This is a genomic window from Streptomyces sp. E11-3 (genome assembly GCF_046540415.1).
In the GTDB taxonomy this organism is placed as follows: Bacteria; Actinomycetota; Actinomycetes; order Streptomycetales; family Streptomycetaceae; genus Streptomyces.
The window spans coordinates 2,284,460-2,306,727 of sequence record NZ_JAZGRL010000001.1 but is presented as its reverse complement, the minus strand read 5'-3'; the positions used below and the strand labels follow the sequence as shown (position 1 = coordinate 2,306,727).

19 protein-coding genes and 1 pseudogene are annotated in these 22,268 nt (G+C 71.6%); 9 read left to right on the top strand and 11 right to left on the bottom strand.

Features of this window, described 5'->3' with window-relative positions; genetic code table 11:
* The first annotated feature begins 101 nt into the window (after positions 1-101).
* Positions 102-479 carry a F0F1 ATP synthase subunit epsilon gene (locus U9R90_RS10295; protein ID WP_411056099.1) on the top strand — a complete coding sequence of 126 codons (378 nt, stop codon included), beginning with the start codon at positions 102-104 and terminating at the stop codon, positions 477-479.
* Between the two features lie 165 nt (positions 480-644).
* Positions 645-1,091: a DUF2550 domain-containing protein gene (locus U9R90_RS10290; protein WP_411056098.1), complete on the top strand. Its 447-nt coding sequence runs from the start codon at positions 645-647 to the stop codon at positions 1,089-1,091.
* 105 nt (positions 1,092-1,196) lie between these two features.
* Here U9R90_RS10290 and U9R90_RS10285 read toward each other — a convergent pair whose 3' ends face one another.
* Together U9R90_RS10285 and U9R90_RS10280 are read right to left on the bottom strand one after the other, a co-directional pair.
* Positions 1,197-1,859, bottom strand: coding sequence for a response regulator (locus U9R90_RS10285; protein WP_411056097.1), 663 nt, complete (start codon positions 1,857-1,859; stop codon positions 1,197-1,199).
* Positions 1,856-3,049: a sensor histidine kinase gene (locus tag U9R90_RS10280; protein ID WP_411056096.1), complete on the bottom strand. Its 1,194-nt coding sequence runs from the start codon at positions 3,047-3,049 to the stop codon at positions 1,856-1,858. The genes U9R90_RS10285 and U9R90_RS10280 overlap by 4 nt, the downstream gene beginning before the upstream one ends.
* Positions 3,050-3,210: 161 nt before the next feature.
* Here U9R90_RS10280 and U9R90_RS10275 point away from each other — a divergent pair, with 161 nt between their 5' ends.
* The gene (locus U9R90_RS10275; protein WP_411056095.1) at positions 3,211-3,786 is read left to right on the top strand and encodes a hypothetical protein; all 576 of its coding nucleotides are present in this window, start codon (positions 3,211-3,213) and stop codon (positions 3,784-3,786) included.
* Between the two features lie 17 nt (positions 3,787-3,803).
* Here the strand turns inward: U9R90_RS10275 and U9R90_RS10270 are convergent, their stop codons facing one another.
* The 3 genes and pseudogenes from U9R90_RS10270 to U9R90_RS10260 form a co-directional block, all read right to left on the bottom strand.
* Positions 3,804-4,376, bottom strand: coding sequence for a cob(I)yrinic acid a,c-diamide adenosyltransferase (locus U9R90_RS10270; protein ID WP_411056093.1), 573 nt, complete (start codon positions 4,374-4,376; stop codon positions 3,804-3,806).
* A 24-nt stretch (positions 4,377-4,400) separates the two neighbouring features.
* Positions 4,401-5,150 (bottom strand): ABC transporter permease, encoded by a 750-nt coding sequence (locus U9R90_RS10265; protein ID WP_411056092.1) that lies wholly within the window; start codon positions 5,148-5,150, stop codon positions 4,401-4,403.
* Between the two features lie 92 nt (positions 5,151-5,242).
* A pseudogene (locus U9R90_RS10260) lies at positions 5,243-5,944 on the bottom strand (ABC transporter ATP-binding protein); the annotation flags it as partial.
* A 162-nt stretch (positions 5,945-6,106) separates the two neighbouring features.
* Here U9R90_RS10260 and U9R90_RS10255 point away from each other — a divergent pair.
* From U9R90_RS10255 to U9R90_RS10240, 4 genes are all read left to right on the top strand, one after another.
* Positions 6,107-6,745 carry a TetR/AcrR family transcriptional regulator gene (locus U9R90_RS10255; protein ID WP_411056091.1) on the top strand — a complete coding sequence of 213 codons (639 nt, stop codon included), beginning with the start codon at positions 6,107-6,109 and terminating at the stop codon, positions 6,743-6,745.
* 134 nt (positions 6,746-6,879) lie between these two features.
* Positions 6,880-7,728, top strand: a complete 849-nt coding sequence (locus tag U9R90_RS10250; protein ID WP_411056090.1) for a 3-hydroxyacyl-CoA dehydrogenase family protein — start codon at positions 6,880-6,882, stop codon at positions 7,726-7,728.
* A 216-nt stretch (positions 7,729-7,944) separates the two neighbouring features.
* The gene (locus U9R90_RS10245; RefSeq protein ID WP_411057699.1) at positions 7,945-8,259 is read left to right on the top strand and encodes an STAS domain-containing protein; all 315 of its coding nucleotides are present in this window, start codon (positions 7,945-7,947) and stop codon (positions 8,257-8,259) included.
* Between the two features lie 258 nt (positions 8,260-8,517).
* The gene (locus U9R90_RS10240; RefSeq protein ID WP_411056089.1) at positions 8,518-11,130 is read left to right on the top strand and encodes an ATP-binding protein; all 2,613 of its coding nucleotides are present in this window, start codon (positions 8,518-8,520) and stop codon (positions 11,128-11,130) included.
* Between the two features lie 99 nt (positions 11,131-11,229).
* Here U9R90_RS10240 and nucS read toward each other — a convergent pair whose 3' ends face one another.
* The gene (gene nucS, locus U9R90_RS10235) at positions 11,230-11,901 is read right to left on the bottom strand and encodes an endonuclease NucS (protein ID WP_411056088.1); all 672 of its coding nucleotides are present in this window, start codon (positions 11,899-11,901) and stop codon (positions 11,230-11,232) included.
* Positions 11,902-12,181: 280 nt separating this feature from the next.
* Between nucS and U9R90_RS10230 the strand changes: the two genes are divergently transcribed.
* The gene (locus U9R90_RS10230; protein ID WP_411056087.1) at positions 12,182-12,574 is read left to right on the top strand and encodes an SCO5389 family protein; all 393 of its coding nucleotides are present in this window, start codon (positions 12,182-12,184) and stop codon (positions 12,572-12,574) included.
* 141 nt (positions 12,575-12,715) lie between these two features.
* On the opposite strand, the gene U9R90_RS10225 is transcribed toward U9R90_RS10230, so the two are convergent.
* The gene (locus tag U9R90_RS10225) at positions 12,716-13,744 is read right to left on the bottom strand and encodes an LLM class flavin-dependent oxidoreductase (protein ID WP_411056086.1); all 1,029 of its coding nucleotides are present in this window, start codon (positions 13,742-13,744) and stop codon (positions 12,716-12,718) included.
* Between the two features lie 220 nt (positions 13,745-13,964).
* On the opposite strand from U9R90_RS10225, the gene U9R90_RS10220 reads away from it, so the two are divergent.
* Positions 13,965-14,309, top strand: coding sequence for an ATP/GTP-binding protein (locus U9R90_RS10220; RefSeq protein WP_411056085.1), 345 nt, complete (start codon positions 13,965-13,967; stop codon positions 14,307-14,309).
* Between the two features lie 53 nt (positions 14,310-14,362).
* Here the strand turns inward: U9R90_RS10220 and U9R90_RS10215 are convergent, their stop codons facing one another.
* From U9R90_RS10215 to scy, 4 genes are all read right to left on the bottom strand, one after another.
* Entirely contained in the window at positions 14,363-15,322 is a 960-nt protein-coding gene (locus U9R90_RS10215) for an ABC transporter permease (RefSeq protein WP_411056084.1), read from the bottom strand.
* Entirely contained in the window at positions 15,319-16,704 is a 1,386-nt protein-coding gene (locus U9R90_RS10210) for an ABC transporter ATP-binding protein (RefSeq protein WP_411056083.1), read from the bottom strand. Before U9R90_RS10210 ends, U9R90_RS10215 begins: the two co-directional genes overlap by 4 nt.
* A gap of 91 nt (positions 16,705-16,795) precedes the next feature.
* Positions 16,796-17,737: a cellulose-binding protein gene (locus U9R90_RS10205; RefSeq protein ID WP_411056082.1), complete on the bottom strand. Its 942-nt coding sequence runs from the start codon at positions 17,735-17,737 to the stop codon at positions 16,796-16,798.
* A gap of 348 nt (positions 17,738-18,085) precedes the next feature.
* Positions 18,086-22,051 carry a polarized growth protein Scy gene (gene scy, locus U9R90_RS10200; protein WP_411056081.1) on the bottom strand — a complete coding sequence of 1,322 codons (3,966 nt, stop codon included), beginning with the start codon at positions 22,049-22,051 and terminating at the stop codon, positions 18,086-18,088.
* Positions 22,052-22,268 lie beyond the last annotated feature (217 nt).

Genomic DNA, 22,268 nt, shown 5'->3' with positions numbered 1-22,268 from the left:
GGGGGGGGGGGGGGGGGGCCCGCCCCCCCCCCCGCGAAACGCCCACTAGAATTTGACCCAACACCCGGCTGGACCGCCGGGTGGTGACCCGAGGAGCCCCCTTGGCTGCTGAGCTGCATGTCGAGCTGGTCGCCGCGGACCGTAATGTCTGGTCCGGCGAGGCCACCCTGGTCGTCGCGCGCACCACGTCCGGCGACATCGGCGTCATGGCCGGTCACCAGCCGCTGCTCGGTGTGCTGGAGTCGGGCCCGGTGACCATCCGTACCAGCGGCGGCGACAACATCGTCGCGGCTGTGCACGGCGGTTTCATCTCGTTCGCTGAGAACAAGCTCTCGTTGCTGGCGGAGATCGCCGAGCTGGCCGACGAGATCGACGTCGATCGTGCGGAGCGCTCGCTCGAGCGCGCCAAGTCGGAGGCCGACGCGGCCGCCGAGCGGCGCGCCGAGGTCCGCATCCGCGCGGTGACGGCGGCGCGCTGACCGAGCGCGACCAGAACAGATGACTCAGCCGCGGCCGGGACTGGACTTTCCAGACCGGGCCGCGGCTGAGGCAGTGCGGATACAAGAACAGTTTCCCTGCGTGGGCTCTGGACTAGGCTCAAGCAGGGGAAACCCCGTCTGGATGATGCGAGGAGGTCGGCGTTGATGTTCCTCGCTCTGCTTGTGGGCGCGCTGGTTGTCGTGCTGGTGCTGCTGGGGCTGTTCGTCTTCGGCCTGCGCCGACGGCTGATCCAGCGCTCCGGCGGCACGTTCGACTGCAGTCTGCGCTGGAACATCCCGGAGGAGACCGACACCTCCGGCAAGGGCTGGAGCTATGGCGTCGCCCGCTACAACGGCGACCGTGTCGAGTGGTTCCGGGTCTTCTCGTACGCCCCCAGACCCCGCCGTGTCCTCGAACGCTCGGCGATCGAGGTGGTGGACCGCCGCGCCCCGGACGGCGAGGAGGAGCTCGCGCTGCTCTCGGACGCGGTCGTACTGGGCTGTCGGCACCGGGGCACCCGGCTTGAGCTGGCGATGAGCGAGGACGCGCTCACCGGCTTCCTCGCCTGGCTGGAGGCGGCCCCGCCCGGCCAGCGCGTCAACGTCGCGTAGGCGCTCCGCGACGTGCCGTCCATTGTCTGCGGCACCGTTGTGGCTGGTCGCGCCCACGCGGCGCAGCCGCAAATCGGCACGGCCCCGCGCCCCTTTGGGGCGCCCTCACACGCCCAGTTCCTGGGCCAGCACCGCCGCCTGCACCCTGCTGCGCAGTTCCAGCTTGCCCAGCAGGCGGCTGACGTGTGTCTTCACCGTGGCCTCCGCCATGTCCAGGTGCCGTGCGACCTCCGCGTTCGACAGGCCCTGGCCCAGGCAGGACAGCACCTCCCGCTCACGCCGGGTCAGTGACTCCAGGACGGCCGGGTCGGCAGTGTCGCGTACCGGCTTCGCGGCGAACTCGGCGATCAGCCGGCGGGTGACGGCCGGAGAGATCAGGCCGTCGCCGCGGGCCACCGTGCGTACCGCGGTCAGCAGGTCCTGGGCGTCGGTGTTCTTCAGCAGAAACCCCGAGGCACCCGCGCGCAGCGCCCCGAAGACGTACTCGTCCAGGTCGAACGTCGTCAGCACCAGCACATCGGCCAGCTGCTCGGCGACGACCTGCCGGGTCGCCGAGACCCCGTCCAGGCGGGGCATCTGGACATCCATCAGCACCAGGTCGGGGCGCAGCTGCCGGGCCAGCGCCACGGCCTGCTCGCCGTCCGACGCCTCGCCGACGACCTCGATGTCCCGGGCGCTGCGCAGAATGAGCACCAGACCCGCGCGTACGGAGGCCTGGTCCTCGGCGACCAGCACTCGGACCGGCCGCTCGGGTGGCTGCGGGTTCATGGCTGTTCCTCCTCCGTCGGCAGGGTCGCCGCGACCTGCCACACCTTTGTCTCAGCGGTCGGGTCGGCGACCGGTCCGGCCGTGATGTCACCGCCGAGCAGTGCCACGCGCTCGCGCATGCCCACGAGGCCCGCCCCCGAACCCGGTGCGCGCGGCCCCGGCCGGTCCCCGAAGGGGCTGGTCACCCGGACGGTGAGTGAGCCGTCCAGCCGCGCCAGGGCCACCGACACCTGACCGGGAGCCGCGTGCTTGAGCGCGTTGGTCAGGGACTCCTGCACGATGCGGTACGCGGCGAGCTCGACCGGGGCCGGGAGGCGCTCTGGTGTGCTGGGGCGGGCGTCGTCGAGCGTGAAGGTCAGACCGCTGGCCGAGCCGCCCGCGCGGGCCTGTTCCACCAGGGCGCCGAGGCCGTCCAGGGTGGGGGCGGCGGCGGGCTCGCCCTCGGCGCCGGACTCGCGGAGCAGGCCGATCAGGCGGCGCATCTCGGCCAGTCCCTCGACGCTGTTCTCGCGGATCACCCCGAGCGCGTCCCGTGAGGTGCCCGGATCGTCGATGGACAGCGCGGCCGTGGAGTGGATGGCGATCGCCGAGAGGTGGCCCGCGACCATGTCGTGCAGCTCGCGGGCCATCCTGGCGCGCTCGGCGGTGACCGCCTGGGCCCGGTCCATCTCGGCGAGCAGCGCGGTCTGCTCGGCGCGTAGCCGGGCGGCCCCGGCGGCGTCGCGGTGGTTGCGTACGACCACGCCGGTGGCGGCGGGCCCGAGTGTCACGAAGCCGGTGACCACACCGAGGATCAGGGCCTCCGGTTTACGGAGCCAGGCCAGCGTCCCGACCGTCATCGCGACGGTGGCGAGCCCGGCGACCCAGGGGAGACGGCGGGCGGCGGCCGGAGTGCCGTACAGCACGGCCGCGTAGAACAGGTCGGCGTACAGCACGACCGTCACCAGGCTGCCGGGGGTGAACTCGTTCGCGACCAGCGCGAGTGTGCCGACGGCCAGGGCGGTGGCCGGTGCGGTCCTGCGCAGCAGCGCCATCGCGGACATCGCGGCGAGCGGCAGCAGCATCCAGGGGGCGCCGAGCAGCCGGCTGCCGTTCATGTGCAGCCCGAGCGCCCACATCAGTACGCCGCTGAGCAGACCGGTGACCGCGATGAGGACGTCATCGCGGTGCGGGCGGGGGAGCTCAGTCACATCCCCATCCAACACGGCCCGTGGCGCCGTGGCCTCCGTATGGCGGGTGAGGCTGTGGCCGTACGCGGTACATCGAAGGATGCAGCCGTACTTCGTCACTGGCGACGACGATCGGCCCGCGATCCCACGGGAGCCTGATGGAGTCCGAGAGGAGAGCTGCCGTGATCGTCACACTGATCGTCATCTGCGAGGTCGGCTTCTGGGTGCTGCTGGTCGGTGGCCTTGCCCTGCGCTATCTGGCGAGGATGCCGCGGGCCGGGCTCGCGGTGCTGCTGTGTGAGCCGCTGCTGGAGATCGTGCTGTTCGTGGTCACCGCCATCGATCTGAAGAACGGTGCCCAGCCCGACTGGAAGCACGGCCTGGCCGCCGTCTACATCGGCTTCTCGGTGGGGCTCGGGCATCGCACCATCAAGTGGGCGGACGCGCGCTTCGCGCACCGGTTCGCGGGCGGTCCGCCGCCGGTCAGGCCACCGAAGTACGGGATGGCGCGCGCTGTCCACGAGTGGCAGGTCGCGGCCCACTGGGTGCTGGCCGCGGCGGTCGCGCTGGCGCTGCTGCAGGGGGCGGTCTGGTACGTCGGCGGGGACGGCGACATCAGTTCGCTGCGGGGCTGGCAGCAGACGATGCTCCTGGTGATCGTCATCAACCTGGTCATCGCCGGGAGCTACACGCTCTTCCCGAAGCGGGCCCCGGCCGGGGCCGCCGCCTCCGACGAGCGGCCCCTGAGCAAGCTCTAGGCGGCCTCAGGCACCGCTCAGCGCTCGCCGCCCGGCACCCAGAGCACGTCTCCGACCTCCTTGTTCGCCATCCTCGCGAGGATGAACAGGAGGTCGGAAAGCCGGTTGAGGTAGGTCGCGGTCAGCGGGTTCATCGTCTCGCCGTGCACCTCGAACGCCGCCCAGGTCGCGCGCTCGGCCCGCCTGACCACCGTGCACGCCTGGTGCAGCAGGGCCGCGCCGGGGGTGCCGCCCGGCAGGATGAAGGAGCGGAGCTTCTCCAGCTGTTCGTTGAAGACGTCGCAGTCCGCCTCCAGCTTGTCGATGTAGAACTGCTCGACGCGCAGCGGCGGGTACTCGGGGTTCTCGACGACCGGTGTCGAGAGATCCGCGCCCACGTCGAACAGGTCGTTCTGGACCCGGACGAGGACCTTGACGACCTCCTCGGGGAGCTGCCCGAGTGCGATGGCCGTGCCGATGGCGGCGTTGGCCTCGTTGGCGTCGGCGTAGGCGGAGATCCGCAGATCCGTCTTGGCCGTACGGCTCATGTCTCCGAGGGCCGTGGTGCCCTGGTCCCCGGTTCGGGTGTAGATGCGCGACAGAATGACCATGCCGCTGAGGTTACTCCCAGGCTCTTACGCCCCGGCCCGCTGGAACAGCCGGGTGCCGACGGTGAGGGATGCCGCCGACAGGGCCAGCACTGTCAGTACGCCGTACAGCATCTGCGTACTGGCGTAGTCGCCGACGTATCCGGCGCGTACCGCGTCGACGAGATAGCGGAACGGCATGACGTGCGACAGCGCGTCCAGCCAGTCGGGCGCGAGGGCCATCGGCAGCATCAGGCCTGACAGCAGCATCGAGGGCATGGCCACGGCGTTGATGACCGGGCCGAACTCCTGTGGCGTGTTGACGGTCAGTGCGAGCGCGTACGACAGCGAGGCGAGTGACAGCGAGAGCAGCGCCACGAACGCGAAGCCGATCAGTACGCCGCCCAGTGGGGCCCGCAGTCCCATCGCCAGTGCGGCCAGCACCAGCAGTACCGACTGGAAGACGAAGAGCAGGGCGTCGCGCAGCACCCGGCCGAGCAGCAGGGCGAGCCGGCTGACCGGGGTGACGTGCATCCGCTCCAGGACGCCGGTGTTCTTCTCGATGATGATCGAGAACCCGGCGAACGAGGCGCCGAAGAGCCCGAGTTGCAGCAGCAGCCCCGGCACCAGGACCTGCCAGGAGCTGCCGGACGAGTTCAGTGGCAGGTCGGTGAGCAGCGGGCCGAAGAAGAGCAGGTACAGCAGCGGCATCAGCACGCCGAAGAAGATCTGGAACTTCGAGCTCAGGGTTTGCCGTGCGTACCGGCCGAAGACGATCGAGGTGTCGTGGAGAAGCATCGGGTGTCCTAAATCGGAGTCCCTGTACGGGAGTGGCTGTACGGGGGTCCCTGTACGGGAGTGGCTGTACGGGAGCGGCTCTACGGCAGTGGCTATACGGCGACAGGGGCGGTGTCCCGAGGCGCGGGGCCGCGCCCCGTGATGGCCAGGAAGGCGTCCTGCAGCGTGGCGTCCAGGGAGCCGGTGTGCTGGAGCTTGAGCGCGCTCGGGGTGCCTTCGGCGACCACCACACCCTGGTCGACGATCACCAGGCGGTCGGCCAGCGCGTCGGCCTCGTCGAGGTAGTGCGTGGTCAGAAAGACGGTGGTGCCGTGGTCGTCGCGCAGCCGCCGCACCAGGTCCCACAGGTCGGCGCGGCTGCGCGGGTCGAGCCCGGTGGTGGGCTCGTCGAGGAAGAGGACCTCGGGCCGGTGGGTGAGGCCCATGGCGATGTCCAGGCGGCGGCGCTGGCCTCCGGAGAGCGCCGCGCACTTGCGGTCCAGGAGGTCGGTGAGGTCCAGGTCGCGCGCCAACTCCTCGGCCCGCTCCGTCGCCTGAGCCTTGGTCAGGCGGTAGAGGCGCCCCTGGGTGACCAGTTCCTCGCGTACGGAGACATGCGGGTCGACGCCGCCCGACTGGGCGACGTATCCGCTCTTGCGGCGCACCCCCTGCGGATCGCGGGCCAGGTCGCAGCCCGCGACGGTGGCGGCGCCGCCGGTCGGCGGCAGCAGCGTGGTGAGCATCCGCAGCGTGGTGGTCTTGCCGGCGCCGTTGGGGCCCAGGAAGCCGAGGATCTCGCCCGGCCGGACGGTGAGGTCGATGCCGCGCACGGCCTCGACCGGGCCCTGCTTGGTCTGGAAGGTCCGCCTGAGTCCGGCGGTGCTGATGATGGCCATGCCCTCAAGAAAAACAGAGTCTCTGAAAGTTTGCAATGACTTCAAGTTTTAAGTGAGGCCAGCGACGCCTACGATGGGGGCATGGCTGAGGGACTCAGGGAGCGGAAGAAGCGCCAGACCAGGCAGCACATTTCTGATGTGGCCACCGGTCTCTTCCTGGAGCGCGGCTTCGACGCGGTGACCGTCGCCGAGGTGGCCGAGGCGGCCGAGGTGTCCGTGAACACCGTCTACAACTACTTCCCGGCCAAAGAGGACCTCTTCCTCGACCGCAGCAAGGGCGTGATCACCCGGCTCTCGCGCCAGGTCCGCGCCCGCGACGTGGGCGAGTCCGCGGCCGCCGCCGTACTGCGCGAGATGCGCGCCGGAGTGGAGGCCGTCTCGCCGTTCTACGGGCTGGTCGACGGCTACGACCGGTTCGCGCGCGTCGTCGAAGCGTCGCCGAGCCTCAGGTCCCGGCTCTGGCGGCTACAGCAGGACACCCTCGTGGACATCGTGGAGATCCTGACCACGGAGACCGGGGCGGACCCCGACGACGTACTGCCGCTGCTCGTCGGCGGACAGCTCGCCTGGGTGCAGACCACCCTCATGGGCTATATCGGCCATCAGATGATGGCGGGGCGCAAGGCCGTCGATGTGTCCCGTGACGCGCTCGTGCTGCTTGACGAGATGGAGGAGGTCCTGGGCGAAAAGGTCCTCAACTACGCCGTGCGGACCGCCTGATGACCGCCCGTGGTGTGATCTCCGTCAGATAGGGCGTGACGCGCATCTCGTCGCGCCCCGAACGGGCCTCACGGGCACTAGTCTCCGCCGTGAGCACACGTAAACAGCGTGTTAGTACGTGAGGGGATCGCACAGTGGCCAGGAAGCTCGCCGTCATCGGAGCCGGACTCATGGGGTCCGGGATCGCTCAGGTCTCCGCTCAGGCGGGCTGGGACGTGGTGCTGCGCGATGTCACCGACGCCGCCCTGACCCGCGGCACGGACGGCATCAAGGCTTCGTACGACAAGTTCGTCGCCAAGGGCAAGTTGAGCGCCGAGGACGCCGAGGCGGCGCTGGGCCGGATCAGCACCACCACCGACCTGGGCGCGGCCGCCGACGCCGACGTCGTGGTCGAGGCCGTCTTCGAGAAGCTCGAAGTCAAGCACGAGATCTTCCGCACCCTCGACGAGCTGGTGAAGGACGAGACGATCCTCGCCTCCAACACCTCCGCCATCCCGATCACCAAGATCGCGGCCGTGACGCAGCGTCCGGAGCGGGTCGTCGGCGCGCACTTCTTCTCGCCGGTGCCGATGATGCAGCTCTGTGAGCTGGTGCGCGGCTACAAGACCAGCGACGAAACCCTCGCCGCCACGCGTGAGTTCGCCGAGTCGGTCGGCAAGACCTGCATCGTCGTCAACCGTGACGTCGCGGGGTTTGTCACCACCCGGCTGATCTCGGCCCTGGTCGTCGAGGCCGCCAAGCTGTACGAGTCGGGCGTCGCCACCGCCGAGGACATCGACATCGCCTGCAAGCTGGGCTTCGGCCACGCCATGGGGCCGCTGACGACCGCGGACCTGACCGGCGTCGACATCCTGCTGCACGCGACGGAGAACATCTACACCGAGTCCCAGGACGAGAAGTTCGCCCCGCCGGAGCTCATGCGCCGCATGGTCGACGCGGGTGACATCGGGCGCAAGAGCGGCCAGGGGTTCTACAAGTACTGAGTCACTGAACTGAGCCACTGATCGGGTCGTTGATCGGGTCACTGATCGGCCGCTGAGCGTCGGGATCTCGCACGAGGTCCCCCTCGCGGGTGAATTGGATATCGGTTCGCTTACGGACGACAACTTCTGTGCCCGCAAGCCAGTCAGTTCAGTGAGATGACATGAGACCACAGTGATAGCGGTGGCATGACTACGCAGCACTCTCGGGGAGCGCATATGCACATCAGGGGCGACCACGCCGAGCTGACCGTCGGGGGCCGCCTCGACGTCCGAAGCGCGGCGGACGCCCGGACTGTCTTGCAGTCGGCTCTGGACGAAGGCGTCGGCGACCTCGTCGTCGACCTCTCGGGCCTCGATGCGCTGGACGCCACCGGGCTCGGCGTCATCATGGGGGCGCACCGCCAGGCGGGCCGCTGCGGCCGCCGCCTGGTGCTGCGCAACGTACCGCCGCAGATGCAGCGTCTCCTGGTGGCGACCCGACTGCACCGCATCCTGGCGATCGAGGGCGGAATCGGCGCACACCCCTTGTAAGGGAGTAGTGCGGGCAGCTCGGTCCAGTCGCGCGCAATCCTCACGAGACTGTGACGTCGTGGACGGCGCGGGACCCCGGGTGTTCCGCGATACTGGAGCTCGGTCTATGGTTCGGTCGCTCACCCTTGCAGCATGTGTGTGACGGGCGAGCGCCGGACCAGATGCGACGGAGGGGGTTCCGCCGGGCCGTAAGGCCTGGGGGGAGTGTGCGAAAGGCCGGGGAGCCGACGCATACAACGCTTTTGGGGGGCTTTAGCCATGGACCCGACAAACCGGGGACCGGAAGAGTACGGTCACGACAACGGCGACTTCGGCGCGCGCAGCGACGATCCGGGAGGCGCCGGCCCACCGCGCCCGCCGCGTGACGCGCTCACCCCCGACCTCGGAAGCCCGGTGCCCGCCCGCGTGGTCCAGCTGGTCTCGGGTGACTTCCTGCTGACGGTCAACCCCGTCGACGGCAGCGAGATCGAGCCATGCCCGCCGGGTGAGCACCCGCCCCGGCCCCGCAAGTACAGCGCCGACGAGCGCGCCGACCTGCGCCGCGCCGCCCAGCCGCCCCCGCCGCCGAACGGCGTGGCGGGCCTCGGCCCCACGCCGCCGCTCCTGGAGCGCCAGGAGGAGCGTGAGCGGCTCGTGCGCCTGCTCGCGCGCGGGCGCTCGGTACGGCTCACCGGACCCGCGGGATCGGGCCGTACGAGCCTGCTCCACACCGTCGCCGAAGACTGCGCGGACCTCGCGCCCGACGGCGTCATACGTCTGAACGGCCACCACCGCAGCGCGACCGACCTGCTCTTCGACCTGTACGCCGCCGTCTTCACGGCCGATGGCTACCGCCCCGACCGCGCCGAACTGCTCGAACTGGTCCATGACATCGGCGCGGTCGTCGTCGTGGACGACCTCGAGTTCGGCGGATCGGCACTCGACGAGCTCCTGGAGGCCACGCCCGAGTGCGCCTTCCTGCTCGCCGCGACGCCCGACGTCGCCGCCCCCGACCCCGACTCGCACCTCGAAGAGGTCTTCCTCGGCGGGCTCAGCCGCAGCGGCGGTCTGCAGCTCCTGGAGCGGTGTGTGGGCCGGGCCCTCACCGAGGACGAGGCGGGCTGGGCCGGTGACCTGTGGTTCGAGTCCGAAGGGCTGCCGCTGCGCTTCGTGCAGGCCGGGGCGCTGCTGCTGCAGCGCGACCAGCTGCGCGCCGACCCGGGCGCCTTCGACGAGTACGGCTACTACGCCGAAGCCCCGTACGACGCGCCCTTCGACGCCGACGACGGCCACGACGTACCCCTGCCGACCCTCGCCGAAGGCGCCGCGCCCGCCGCGCTGCTCGCCTCGCGGCTGAGCGACTCGGCCCGCGCCGCACTCCGGTTCGCCGTCGCCCTGGGCGGCGAGGTGCCGCATCAGGCACATCTGCCCGCACTGGTCGGGGACACCCACGCGGACGCCGCGCTCGGCGAGCTGGCGAGCGTCGCCCTGGTCACCCCGGTCGGCTCGCGCTACCGCCTCGCGGCCGGAGTGAGAACCCAGCTGCAGGCCGCCGGGTACGGCGACGACGCGGCCGAGCGCGCACACACCGCCGCCCAGCACTACGCCTGGTGGGCGGGGCATCCATCGGTGGCCCCGGAGCGGGCCGTCGCCGAGTCGGACGCGGTCCTGGCCGCGCTGACCGCTCAGGTGCCGGGCAGCGACTCCGGGCAGCTGAGCTGTGCGGTGCTGCTGGCGCGCACCGCCGCCCCGGCGTTCGCGGCCGGGCTCGGCTGGAGCGCCTGGGAGCGTGCGCTGCGCACCGGCCTGGAGGCGGCACGGCTCGCGGGCGAGGTCGCCGAAGAGGCGTACTTCCACCACGACCTGGGCATACTCGCGCTGCTCGGCGGCCAGTTGGACCGGGCCAGGGCGGAGCTTGAGGCGTCCATCGGGATGCGCGGCGTACTCGCGGACAAGCGCGGCACGGTCGCCGGGCGCCGGGCGCTGGCGCTGGTCGCCGACCGCTCGGGCGGCGCCGTGCACGGCGGGCGCACCCCGGCGGGCGAGGAGGTGCCGGCCGCGCGGTACGAGGAGTCGGCGTCGCCGCCCGGTGGGATACCCGCGGCACTGTCGTTCCCCGAGCCGCCGAAGGCGACCGACGAGACCCTCGTCACCCGGCAGCACACCCCCGTCAGCGGCGCCGGTGGCCCCTCCACGGCCGGCACCCGGCGCACCTTCTTCAGCGGCGCCCGGCGCAATCTGGTCGCCGCGGGCGCGGGCGCCCTGCTCGCCGCCGTATTGGGCACCGTGGTGACCCTCGGCGCCACATCGGGCGAGGAGCCGCCCGCCAACAACGTCAAGCCGGACCGGTCGGCCAGTCAGGAGGACGGCGACGGCGGCCTCCCGGCGGACCGGCCGAACAAGGACTCCGACAGCGACGCCACCAGCCGTCCCGGTGACGGCGGCGGCCCTGGCGTGGCACGCGGTACGGACGAGCCGGACGACACGGGTGAGCCGGGCGACCCGTCCTCCAGCGCCGATCCCTCCGAGACCCCCGACCCGTCCGCATCGGGTACGCAGCCGACCTCTCCGGACCCCACGTCGCCTGACCCGACGACCCCCAAGCCCACGAGGCCGGACCCGACCACTCCCGACCCGCCGACCCCGGACCCGACCACGCCGGACCCGGACCCCACGACCCCGGACCCGACGACTCCGGACCCGGAGCCGACCACCGAGGAGCCGCCGGCGTCCTCGCCCGACACCTCGACCTCGGCTAGCGCACCGGCGAGTAGCAGTGCTCCCGCGAGCAGCAGCGCACCGGCGAGCAGCAGTGCACCGGCCAGCAGTAGCGCCCCGGCAAGCAGCAGCAGCGCCGCTGACTCACCGAGCGCGTCGGGTCCCGTCATCTGAGCAGCACCCTGTCGCTGACATGACCGTGCCGCGCCACCCGGAACGAACACCTCCGGGTGGCGCGGCACGGGCCGTTTACGGACAGAGCTGCCTGAGCGGCTAGAACAGCCTGAGCTTGTCGTCCTCGATGCCGCGCAGTGCGTCATAGTCGAGCACCGCGCACCCGATGCCCCGGTCCGTCGCCAGTACGCGCGCCTGCGGCTTGATCTCCTGGGCCGCGAACACGCCGCGCACGGGCGCCAGGTGCGGGTCGCGGTTGAGCAGCTCCAGGTAGCGGGTGAGCTGCTCCACGCCGTCGATCTCGCCCCGGCGCTTGATCTCCACGGCGACGGTCGCGCCGTCCGCGTCCCGGCACAGGATGTCCACCGGGCCGATGGCCGTCGGATACTCGCGGCGGATCAGGGTGTAGCCCTCGCCGAGGGTGTCGATCCGGTCGGCGAGCAGCTCCTGAAGGTGTGCTTCCACGCCGTCCTTGATGAGGCCGGGGTCCACGCCCAGCTCGTGCGAGGAGTCGTGCAGAACCTCCTCCATCGTGATGATGAGCTTCTCGCCCGCCTTGTTCACGACGGTCCACACCCCGGCGTCGTCGCCGGTGCCCTCCTTCAGAGTGCAGGGCGGCGACATCCAGTTGAGGGGCTTGTAGGCCCGGTCGTCCGCGTGGATGGAGACGCTGCCATCCGCCTTGACCAGGATCAGGCGGGGCGCGAGGGGCAGATGGGCGGTGAGCCTGCCCGCGTAGTCCACGGAGCAGCGGGCGATGACAAGACGCATGGTCGGCAACGCTACTCGACCAGAGGGCTCCCACGCGATTCGTCTCCCTGGCCCCATCCGAACCGCCCGTCGCATCCGTCCGCGCGGGCTCATTGGGCTGCCCTATATATCCACGTAGCCCCCTGTTCGTTTTTGGCCAGTTGTGCGCGCATTCTCCTGGTGCGGGGAGGACACGATGCTTACCGTATAAGCAGGAGGTCGCGGCGCGTGCACGCTGCGTAGGCGAGCTCCTTGCCTGTCCGTCAGCCCCCGTACGCACGGGGGCGCGAGAGGAGAACTCATGTCGCTCGACGTCTCACCGGCACTGTTGGAACAGGCCGAGCGAGGCGAGGTCGACGAAGCAGCCTTCGTCGACTGCGTCCGGACCTCCCTGCCCTTCGCGTGGGAGATGGTCAGCTCACTGGTGGCTCAGCTGAAGGTCGACGGCGGCGAGTTCGCCGACAACCAGACGCCGCCGCCGGACGAGCAGGCGCGTGGTCAGCTTCTGCGTGCGCTGGCCAGTGACGCGATACGTGGTGCGCTGGAGAGGCACTTCGGAGTGCGCCTCGCATTCCAGAACTGTCATCGTGTCGCGGTCTTCCCGCTTGACTCCGCGGCCGACGACCGGCTGGCCCGCTTCACCTCGATCAGGGGTCAGCTGCTGAACCAGTCGCCGGAACTCAGGGACTGCTGAGCCCAGTTGCTGCCGCCCCGTACGCGGGAGGTGTCTAGTACCGGGGCGGCAGCCCGGGCCGGTAGCCGACTTCCAGGTAGGGCCGGGTACGGCTGGGCAAGGCCGGGTACGGCGCTCAGGCGGGGGGTCAAAGACAGGCGCTCAGCCAAGCCGGGGGAGTACCTCGGCGCCGAGCCGCCGTACGTTCTCCTCCGTCGCCGCCAGATCGCCGGAACCCTCCACCAAAAGCGCGAAACGCTTGATGCCCGTACGCTCCGACGTCGCCGCCAGCCGGTCGGCGCAGAGCCGTGGTGTGCCCACCGGGTGGATCCCGCAGAGGAGTTCGGTGTACGCCACCGGGTCGCGCATGGCGCGCACCCGCCCGTCCACGGTGATGTGGGCGTCAAGCCCCGCTTTCAGCCAACCGGGCATCGCCTTCAGCAGGATCTCCGCCGCCGCTGTCGTATGGTCCGCGACCTGCGCCACTCCGGCCGAGACATGACCGGCCTCGACGACCCGCTCCGGTGAGTGCCCCGCCGCCAGCGCGTGGCCGCGCCAGGCGGCGACCATCTCGGCCTTCTCCTCGTCCCCGACATGCATGCCGAGCAGCATGGGCAGACCGCGCTCCGCCGCCATCCGGACACTGCCGGGCGAGGTGCAGGCGACGATCACCTCGGGTCCGCCCTGGCCGCTGAGTGCCTCGTCCGGGCGTGGTACGACAGGGACTTCGCGGAAGGTGAAGCGGTCCCCGGCGGCCGCGACGCGGGGCTCGCTCAGCCAGCGACGCAGCAGATCGAGGGACTCCGGGAACCCCGACTCGTACGCCGCAAGGCCCGAGCCGAAGACCTCCAGGTCGACCCAGGGACCGCCGCGCCCCACACCGAGTGAGAAGCGCCCGCCGCTGGTGAGATGCAGTAAGGCGGCCTGCTCGCCGAGTGCGACCGGGTGCTGGGTGGGCAGCACCGAGACCGCCGTGCCGACCCGGATACGCTGGGTGCGCCCGAGCAGCAGCGCGGCCAGCGTCACCGCGGATGGACACACGCCGTACGGCACGAAGTGGTGCTCGGCGAGCCAGACCGAGTCGAGCCCGGCCTCCTCGCTGACCTCCGCGGTGCGCACCGCGCGGTGCAGCGCCTCCCCCTGTCCCTGGCCCGGGAACTGTGCGGCCAGTACGAAACTTCCTACGCGCATGGCGTCTCCTGCCTCCTCGGCGCCGACGCGGTGACTCCCCCTACCGGCAACAACGCGTGACACGTGCCAAAGGCACGGTCTGGCATGAAGTTTGGCGCATTTCATGATGAGCGCCAGTGTTGAGGGTGTGGTGGGGTTCTGGTGAGGAACGCCTACCCCGGCCCCTGCCGCGTAGGCTGGACGGGACCGCTAGTCCCCGTACGGCCGGTGAGGTGTCTCCGTGTCCCCGCGCAAGAACCGTGTCTCGTCCCGTCGCGGTGGTGCCGCCTCCTCCTCCGGCAGGGGCGCCGAGGAGGACCGCGAGCGGTACGGCGGCTTTCAGCACACGGAGACCTGGCAGGGCGAGGAGTTCTCGGTGCGCCATGTGGCGGGCGCGAGCGCGGCGGGCAAGACGTACCGCTGCCCCGGCTGCGACCAGGAGATCCCGTCCGGGATGCCGCATGTGGTGGCCTGGCCGGAGTTCGGCGGCGTGGACGACCGGCGGCACTGGCACAAGGCGTGCTGGAACGCGCGGGACCGCCGCACCAGTCGGGTGCGGCGGTCCCGTAACGCGCCCAGGTTCTGACCCGGCGCCGGACAGGCCTTGGCGCCGGGCGCCGGATAAGTGCCCCGCGGCCGTCATACGTCCCGGTTGTGTGTCACGGCGAAGGCGCCGGCCAGCGCGACGCCGGTGATGCCGGCGAGAATCAACAGCAGCTTCCAGGCGCCGGAGGAGCCGTCGTCCAGGAACGGAATCCCGAACATCGTGGCGAGGCCGTTCAGCGGCGAGTACTTGACCAGCGCCTCCTGGAGGTCCCTGAGGCTCTCCATCTGCATGAACAGGGCGAGCAGCAGCGGCAGCAGGATCACCCCGAGCATGGTGGTGATGGCGCCCGCGGAGTGCCTCAGCAGCGAGCCCACGGCGAGTGCGAGCAGGCCGAGCAGCGCCACATAGAGCGAGGCACCCACCGTCGCACGCAGCCATTCGCCGTCGGCGGCGACCAGCTCCCCGCCCACGATCGAGTCCGAGGGCACCGAGGCGAACTCACCCGCGGGCTTGCCGCTGAGCGTGGACGACTGGATCGCCGCGGTCAGCGTGGTGGCGACCAGCGTCATCAGGAACGAGACCAGGAAGAACACGATGGCCTTGGCGGCCAGCACCCGGCCGCGGGCCGGGCACGCGGTCAGCGTGGTGCGGATCATCCCGGTGCCGAACTCGGAGGTGATCACCAGCACGCCGAGCGTCAGGATGCAGATCTGGCCGAGCATCAGGCCGAAGAGGCCGCCGGAGAGCAGCGGGGCCTGCGCGTGCGAGGAGCTGTCGAGCCCGAACGCGGTCATCAAGCCGATGCCGACGACCAGTACGAACATCACGCTCAGCGTCCACATCGTGGAGCGTACGGTGCGGATCTTGGTCCACTCGGAGGCGAGCGCATGGCCGATGTGGGTGGTCCGGATCGGGATCGGTGAGGTGTACGCGCCAGCGGGCGCGCCCTGCCAGGGGCCCTGCGGGGCGGTCGCGCCCTGCTCGGCCGGCTGCGGCGGCAGGGGAGCGGGTGCCTGCTGTGGCTGCGGCGTCGACGGCATCGGCGTGGTCATCGGGCGTCCTTGGTGTCGGCGGCGGCGTCGCTCGCGGGCTTGGTCAGATCGGCGGCCGGAGCCTGGGCGGGCGGGCCCTGCGGGGCCGCCGGAGCGGCCTGCTGCGGGGCGTACGGGTTCGGCTCGCCCGGCGCCGGGGGCGCGTACCCGCCCTGCGGCATCGCGAACGGCTGGCCGCCCTGCTGCGGTGGTGGCGGCGCGTACCAGCCGGGCTGGCCCTGACCGGGCGCGGAAGGCTGTCCAGGGCCCTGGGGCGGAAGCATGCCCGGGGCGGCCATCTGCTGCTGCAGCCCGGCCCGCTGGTCGGCTGTCGAGCGGTAGTCCACCGCGCCCTGTGTCATCCGCATGTACGCCTCCTCCAGCGAGGCCTGGTGCGGGGACAGTTCCCAGAGCCGTACGTCCGCGTCGTGCGCGAGGTCGCTGATACGCGGCAGCGCGAGACCGGTGACCCGCAGCGCCCCGTCCTGCTCGGGCAGCACCTGGCCGCCCGCCTCGGTCAGCGCGGCGGTCAGCTTCTCCCGCTGCTCCGGCTCGGTGTGCGGCGTACGCACCCGCGCGAAGTCCGCCGAGTTCGCCGAGATGAAGTCCCTGACGCTCATGTCGGACAGCAGCTGCCCGCGCCCGATCACGATCAGATGGTCGGCGGTGAGGGCCATCTCGCTCATCAGGTGCGAGGAGACGAAGACCGTACNCTGCTGGGGCGAGCGCAGCCGCACATAGCTGCGGGAGTTGTCCTTGATGAAGTCGGCCATCGCGGTGTCCGCCAGCAGGCGGCCCTGGCCGATGACCACGAGGTGGTCGGCGGTGAGGGCCATCTCGCTCATCAGGTGCGAGGAGACGAAGACCGTACGCCCCTGGGACGCGAGCCCTTTCATCAGATGGCGAATCCAGTGGATGCCCTCCGGGTCGAGACCGTTGACCGGCTCGTCGAACATCAGGATCTTCGGGTCGCCGAGCAGGGCGCCCGCGATACCCAGGCGCTGGCCCATGCCCAGCGAGAAGCCCTTCGCCTTCTTCCTGGCGACCGGGGTCAGGCCGACGGTGTCCAGGACCTCGTACACGCGGCTGGTCGGGATGCCGTTGGACTGCGCCAGGCACAGCAGGTGGTTGAAGGCGCTGCGGCCGCCGTGCATGGCCTTGGCGTCCAGCAGGGCGCCGATGTACTTCAGCGGGTGTCTGATCTGGTCGTAGTGCCTGCCGTCGATCAGGACGTCGCCCGCCGTGGGGCGGTCCAGACCGAGCATCATCCGCATCGTCGTGGACTTGCCCGCGCCGTTCGGGCCCAGAAAGCCGGTGACGACGCCCGGTCTGACGGTGAACGTCAGTTGGTTCACCGCGAGCTTCTCGCCGTATCGCTTGGTCAGCCCCGCGAGCTCGATCATGCCGACCACGCTAAGACGGGGCCAGGCCCGCTGCCACTTGACGTGGCGGCGGGCCTGGCCCCATGAGCTTCCTGCTCAGTTACCCCTACGACTACCGGGTCTGCTGGGCCGGGACACCGCGGGTGGCCGGCTCGTCCTCGCCCGGGGTCCCGGCGGCGGCCACGGCCGCGCCGGTCAGCGTCGCCAGCATCTCGCGGACGTTGGTCAGCTGGGCGTTGATCGAGTCGCGGCGGTTGGTGAGCGCCGCCAGCTCGCGCTCGGATTCGCTGCGGATACGGTCGGCCTTGGCGTTCGCGTCGGCCACGATGTCCTCGGCCTGGCGCTGTGCGGTCTCCACCGTCTGGCGGGCGCGGCGCTCGGCGTCGGTACGCAGCTTCTCGGCCTCCAGGCGCAGCTGCTCGGCGCGGTGCTCGATCTCCGCGAGCCGCTTCTCGGCCTTGGCCTGACGCGAGGCCAGGTCGCGCTCGGACTGCTCGCGGCGCTTGGCCAGGTTGGTCTCGAAGTCCGCGGCGGCCTGGGCGGCCTTGGCGCGGGTCTCCTCGAACAGCGCGTCGGCCTCTTCACGCTTGGACTGGGCGTCCTTCTGCGCCTCGTTGCGCAGGACGGTCGCCTCGCCCTTGGCCTTCTCGACGATCCGGACGCCTTCGTCCTCGGCCTTGGTCTTGCGCTCGGCGGCGAACGACTCGGCGTCGTTGCGCACCTGCTGGGCGGCCGACTCGGCGAGCTCGCGGTGCTGCTCGGACGCGCGGCGGGCCTCCTCGCGCAGGTCCTTGGCCTCCTCTTCGGCGAGCCGGAGGATCTTTTCGACGCGCGCGCCCAGACCCGCGTACGACGGCTCCGCGTCGGCCACCTGGGCCTGGGCGTTCTGCGTCTCGAGGTGGAGTTCCTCGATGCGCTTCTCAAGAGCGGTGATACGTGCCAGAGCACTGTCGCGGTCGGAGACAAGCTTGGAAATGCGGTCGTCCACCTGAGCGCGGTCGTAACCACGCCGCACCTGCTCGAAGCCGTAAGGGGAGGCGGAAGTGTCGCTCATGGGGTTCCTGTCGAATGAGACCGGTGAGGTGATAGGGGGAATCCTAGAGGCCAAGGCGGCGTGTCATCGAGCAGTTGCCCGTTTGATCTGGAGAATGACCCTCCTTTTGAGTGGCTAACCCTCAGAACGCTTGCCAGGAACAGGCCGGAATGTCCCTGAAGAGCACAGGACATGACGTTCCCGCCAGGGCCTGTCTCCCCGGTCTCCGCGGGTCCACGACGCCTGGCACCGCACCTCGCCGCACTTCCGTATCACCCAAGTACATCCAGTACGAGGACGATACGGCAGCACGCCGATGCACGGCACCAGACGCCGCGGCCTGATCCGCGGAGACCGGGGAGACAGGCCCTAGCCCTCGGACTGCTTGCCACTCGAACGTGGGGCCCCCGCCGCGACGCCTGCCTTGACGCCACCGCCCGCGGCGGACCCGCCGCCCGACGTGGCACTGCCGCCGCCGGTCGGGGCCTCGAAAGACTCCAACGCCTCGAGTACGTCCTGGACACGGGAGATTTCCGTATTGATGTCCTCACGGCGACGGACCAGAACCTCCAGCTCGCGCTTGCCCTCCTCGACCATCCGTGCGGCCTCGGCCTCCGCCTCGCTCTTGACCCGCTCGGCCTCGCGCAGCGTCTTGGCCGTCTTCTGGTCGGCCTCCTTGAGCAGCTGCTCGGCCTTCTTCACGGCGGCGATCCGCACCTTGCCCGCCTCGGAGTTGGCCTCCGAGACCAGCTCCTTGGCCTTGCGCTCCGCCTCGGCCTGCTGCTCCTCGGCGGCCTTGACCAGCGCGTCGCACCGCTCGCCCGCGGACTTCATCGCCTCGGCGGACTCCCGGCGGGCCCGCTCGTGCAGCTCCTCGATCTCGGTGGTCATCCGGTCGCGGCGCTCCTCGGCGCGCTCCCTTATGGCGGTCGCGTCCCGGCGCGCGCCGACCAGCAGCTCGTCGGCGTCCGTACGGGCCTTCTCGACCAGCGAGTTGCCCTCGACGGTCGACTCGGCGACCAGCCGCTCGGCCTCCTTGCGGGCGGCGCCGACCATGGTGTCGGCCTGCTCCTCGGCGTCCGCCGTGGCCTTGCGGGCCTTCTCCTGGGCGTCCGCCGCCAGCTTGTCCGCCTCGGCCGCCGCCTCCGACACCAGCAGGTCGACCTGCTCGGCGGCCTCGGTGCGGCGCTTGTTGGCCTCCTTGCGGGCCTCGTCCAGGGTGCGCTCGGCCTCGGTCTGCGCCTCGCTCCTGATGCGCTCGGCCTCGGCCGCCGCGTCCGCCTTGACCTTCTCGGCCTCGCTGCGGACGCGCTCGGCGTGCCGCTGCGCGGAGCCGACGTTGTCCGCGGCCTCGGCACGCAGCCGCTCGGCCTCGGCACTCGCGTCACCGACCAGGCTCTCCGCCTTCGCGGTGGACTCGGCACGTACGCGCTCCGCCTCGCTGGTCGCCTCGCCGACCAGGCGCTCCGCCTTGGTGGTCGACTCGGAGTGCAGGCGCTCGGCTTCGGCGGCCGCGTCGCCGCGTACCCGCTCGGCCTCGCTGGTCGAGTCGGCGTGCAGGCGCTCCGCCTCGCTGGTCGCCTCGCCGATCAGCGCGTCGGCCTGGGTGGCCGCGTCGCCGCGGATGCGGTTGGCGTCCTCGCGGGCCTCGGCGCGCGTGCGCGCGGCGTCCTGTTCGGCCGATGCCACGGCGTCCGACGCCTCGGTACGCAGCCGCTGGGCGTGCTCGGAGGCCTCGGACCTGACCCGCTCGGCCTCGGCGATCGCCTCCGTCGTGGTGCGCTCGGCCAGTGCCTTGGCGGCCTCGGTCTCCTCCTGCGCCTCGGTCCTGAGCCGGGTGGCGTCGGCGGCGGCGCGTTCCCGCTCGGAGTGCGCGTCCGCGCGGACCCGGTCGGCCTCCTCCTGGGCCTCGGACCTGGTGCGCTCCGCGGCGTGCTCGGCGGCCGAGCGCAGTCCGGAGATCTCCTCCTGGGCCTGCTCCTGCAGCCCGGCGACGGAGTCGCGTACCTGCTGGGCGGTCAGCTCGGCCGCGGCGACCAGGTCGGTGGCCCGTCGGTCCGCCTCCTCGACCAGCCGCTGCGCCTCGGTCTGGGCCTCGTCCACCCGCTTGCGGGCGGCCGCGAGCAGCTCCTCGCTCTGCTCACCGGCCCGCTCCCGCTCCTGGTCGGCCTCCGTACGCGCGGCGGCCAGCAGCTCCTCGGCCTCGCGGCGGCGGCGCCCGGCCTCCTCCTGGGCAGCGGACAGCTCCTCGGCGGCCTGCGCCGCGACCCGCTCGGCGGCGGCGGTGGCCTCCGCGCGCACCCGGTCGGCGCTCTCCTGTGCCTCGGTCTTCAGCCGCTCTGCCTCGCCGGCCGCCTCGCTGCGCAGGCGGGCCGCGGCGGTCTCGGCGTCGGCGCGGTTCTCGGCGGCTTCCGCGGCGGCCTCGGTGCGCAGCCGCTCGGCCTCCGCCTCGGCCTGCGACTGGAGCGTACGGACCCGCTCGGCGGCCTCGGTGCGCAGCCGGTCGGTCTCGTCCGCGGCCTCCCGGCGCAGCCGCTCGGCCTCGGCGCTCGCGTCGCTGACCGCCTTCTCGGCGGCGGCCAGGCGCTCCTCGGCCTCCGTGCGCAGCCGTTCCAGCTCGGCGGCGGCCTCGGTCTGGCGCTGGGCGGCGCCCCGCTCGGCCTCGTCAAGCAGCTGCTGCGCCGCCCGCTCGGCCTCGGACTTGGTGGCCTCGGCCTGCTCGGCGGCCTCGGAGCGGTGCCGCTCGGCCTCCGTGCGGGTGCGCTCCAGGGTCTCCTCGGCCTGCCTGCGCAGGGTGGTGGCGCGCTCGATCGCCTCGGTGCGCACCCGCTCGGCCTCGGTGGTCGCGGCGGTACGCAGCTCGTCGCCGTCGGCCCTGGCCTTGGTCAGCAGCTCCTCGGCGGAGCTTGCCGCCTCCTCGATCTGCTGGACGGCCTCGCGCCGTGCCTCGCCCCGGATGCGCTCGCCCTCGGCGACCGCGTCCGCGCGCAGCTGTTCGGCCTCGCCGCGCAGCCGCCGCGCCTCCTCCTGGAGCTCGACGGTCTTGGCGCGGTACTCCTTGGTGTCGTCCTTGGCCGCGCCCTTGAGCTGGGTGGCGATGTCATGGGCCTCGTCGCGCAGCCGGTCGGCCTCGGCCTCGGCCTCGCGGCGGATGCGCTCGGCCTCCTCCGTCGCGGCGGTGGTGGTCGCCTTGGCGTCCTCGGAGGCCTTGGTGAGCACCTCCTCGGCGGTACGGGCCGTGGTGGACAGCTGGGACGCGGCCTCTTCGGCGGTGGCCGTACGGGCCTTCTCCTGCGCCTCGGCGATCAGCTTCTCGCCCTCGGCGCGGGCGTCGGCCAGCGCCTGCTGGGCCTCGGTCTTGGCGGTCTCGGCCTCCTTGGTGGCCTCCTCGACCAGCCGGGCGACCTGCTCCTTGGCGGTACGGGTGCGCTGTTCGTTGGCGGCCTCGGCCGCGGCGAGCCGCTTGGCCGCCGCGTCCTTCGCCTCGGTGACGACCTTCTCGGCCTCGCCGCGCGCCGTACGCAGCGCCGCCTCGGCGTCCTGCATCCGCTGCTCGGCCGCCCGGCTCAGCTCGGTGGTCTGCCGACGGGCCGACTCGGCCTCAGTCGCGGTGCTGGAGCGCAACTGCTCGGCGTGGTCGGTGGCCTCCTGGGCCTGCGTCGACGCGGCGTTCAGCAGCCGCTCGGCGTCGGCGCGGGCGCGGCGCAGGATCGCCTCGGCCTCGCTGCGGGCGGCCTCGGCCTCGCCGCTGACCCGCTGGCCGGCCTCCGCGGTGAGCCGCTGGGCCTCGGCGCGGGCGGCGGCCAGGGCCTGGTCGGCCTCGGCGCGGGAGTCCTCGAGCAGCCTGCGGGCCTGCTGCTCGGTGCGGTTCCTGAGCTGCTCGGCCCAGGCGACGTTCTCGTTGACATGCGACTCGACGGTCTGCCGTCGCTCGGCGAGCTCCTGGTCGAGCTGCTGGCGCCGGGACACCGCCTCGGAGTGCAACTCGGCCTGCAGCCGGGCCTGCTGCTCGGCGTGCTCCTGGAGGATGCGCTGGGTCTGGGCGCGGGCCTCGCGCAGTTCCCGTTCGGCGTCGGAGCGCAGCTGGTCGGCCTGGGCCTGGGCGTTCCGCAGCAGCTGCTCGGCCTGGTAGCCGAGGTCCGCGGTGTCGTAGGCAGGACGATTCGCGAGGTTGCGCCGCGCCTCGTGGAGCTTGGCGCGCAACACCTCGACCTGATAGCCGAGGTCCTCGGCGTGCTGGACGGCCTTCTCCCGCTCGGTCTTCAGCCGTTCCATCTCGGCTTCGAACCGTGAGAGGTGGTCGACGTCAGCCTCCTGGCGTTCGTAGCCCCGCACTGCGCGGTCCCATCCTTCCCCAAGCTCTCAGCTCGTTCGAGCAGGGGAGACCCACTCCTGGTCGCAAGTCTCTCCAACGAGCTCCGTCCATCCGCCGAACGGGGCCCCCGGGGAATGGTGTCAGATCAACGGCGGAGCCGGGACTGCTGCCCCGATGCCTGCCCCCCGAAACCCGGACCCCGGACCGGGGGGGGGCCCCCCCACCCCCGGCCGGCCC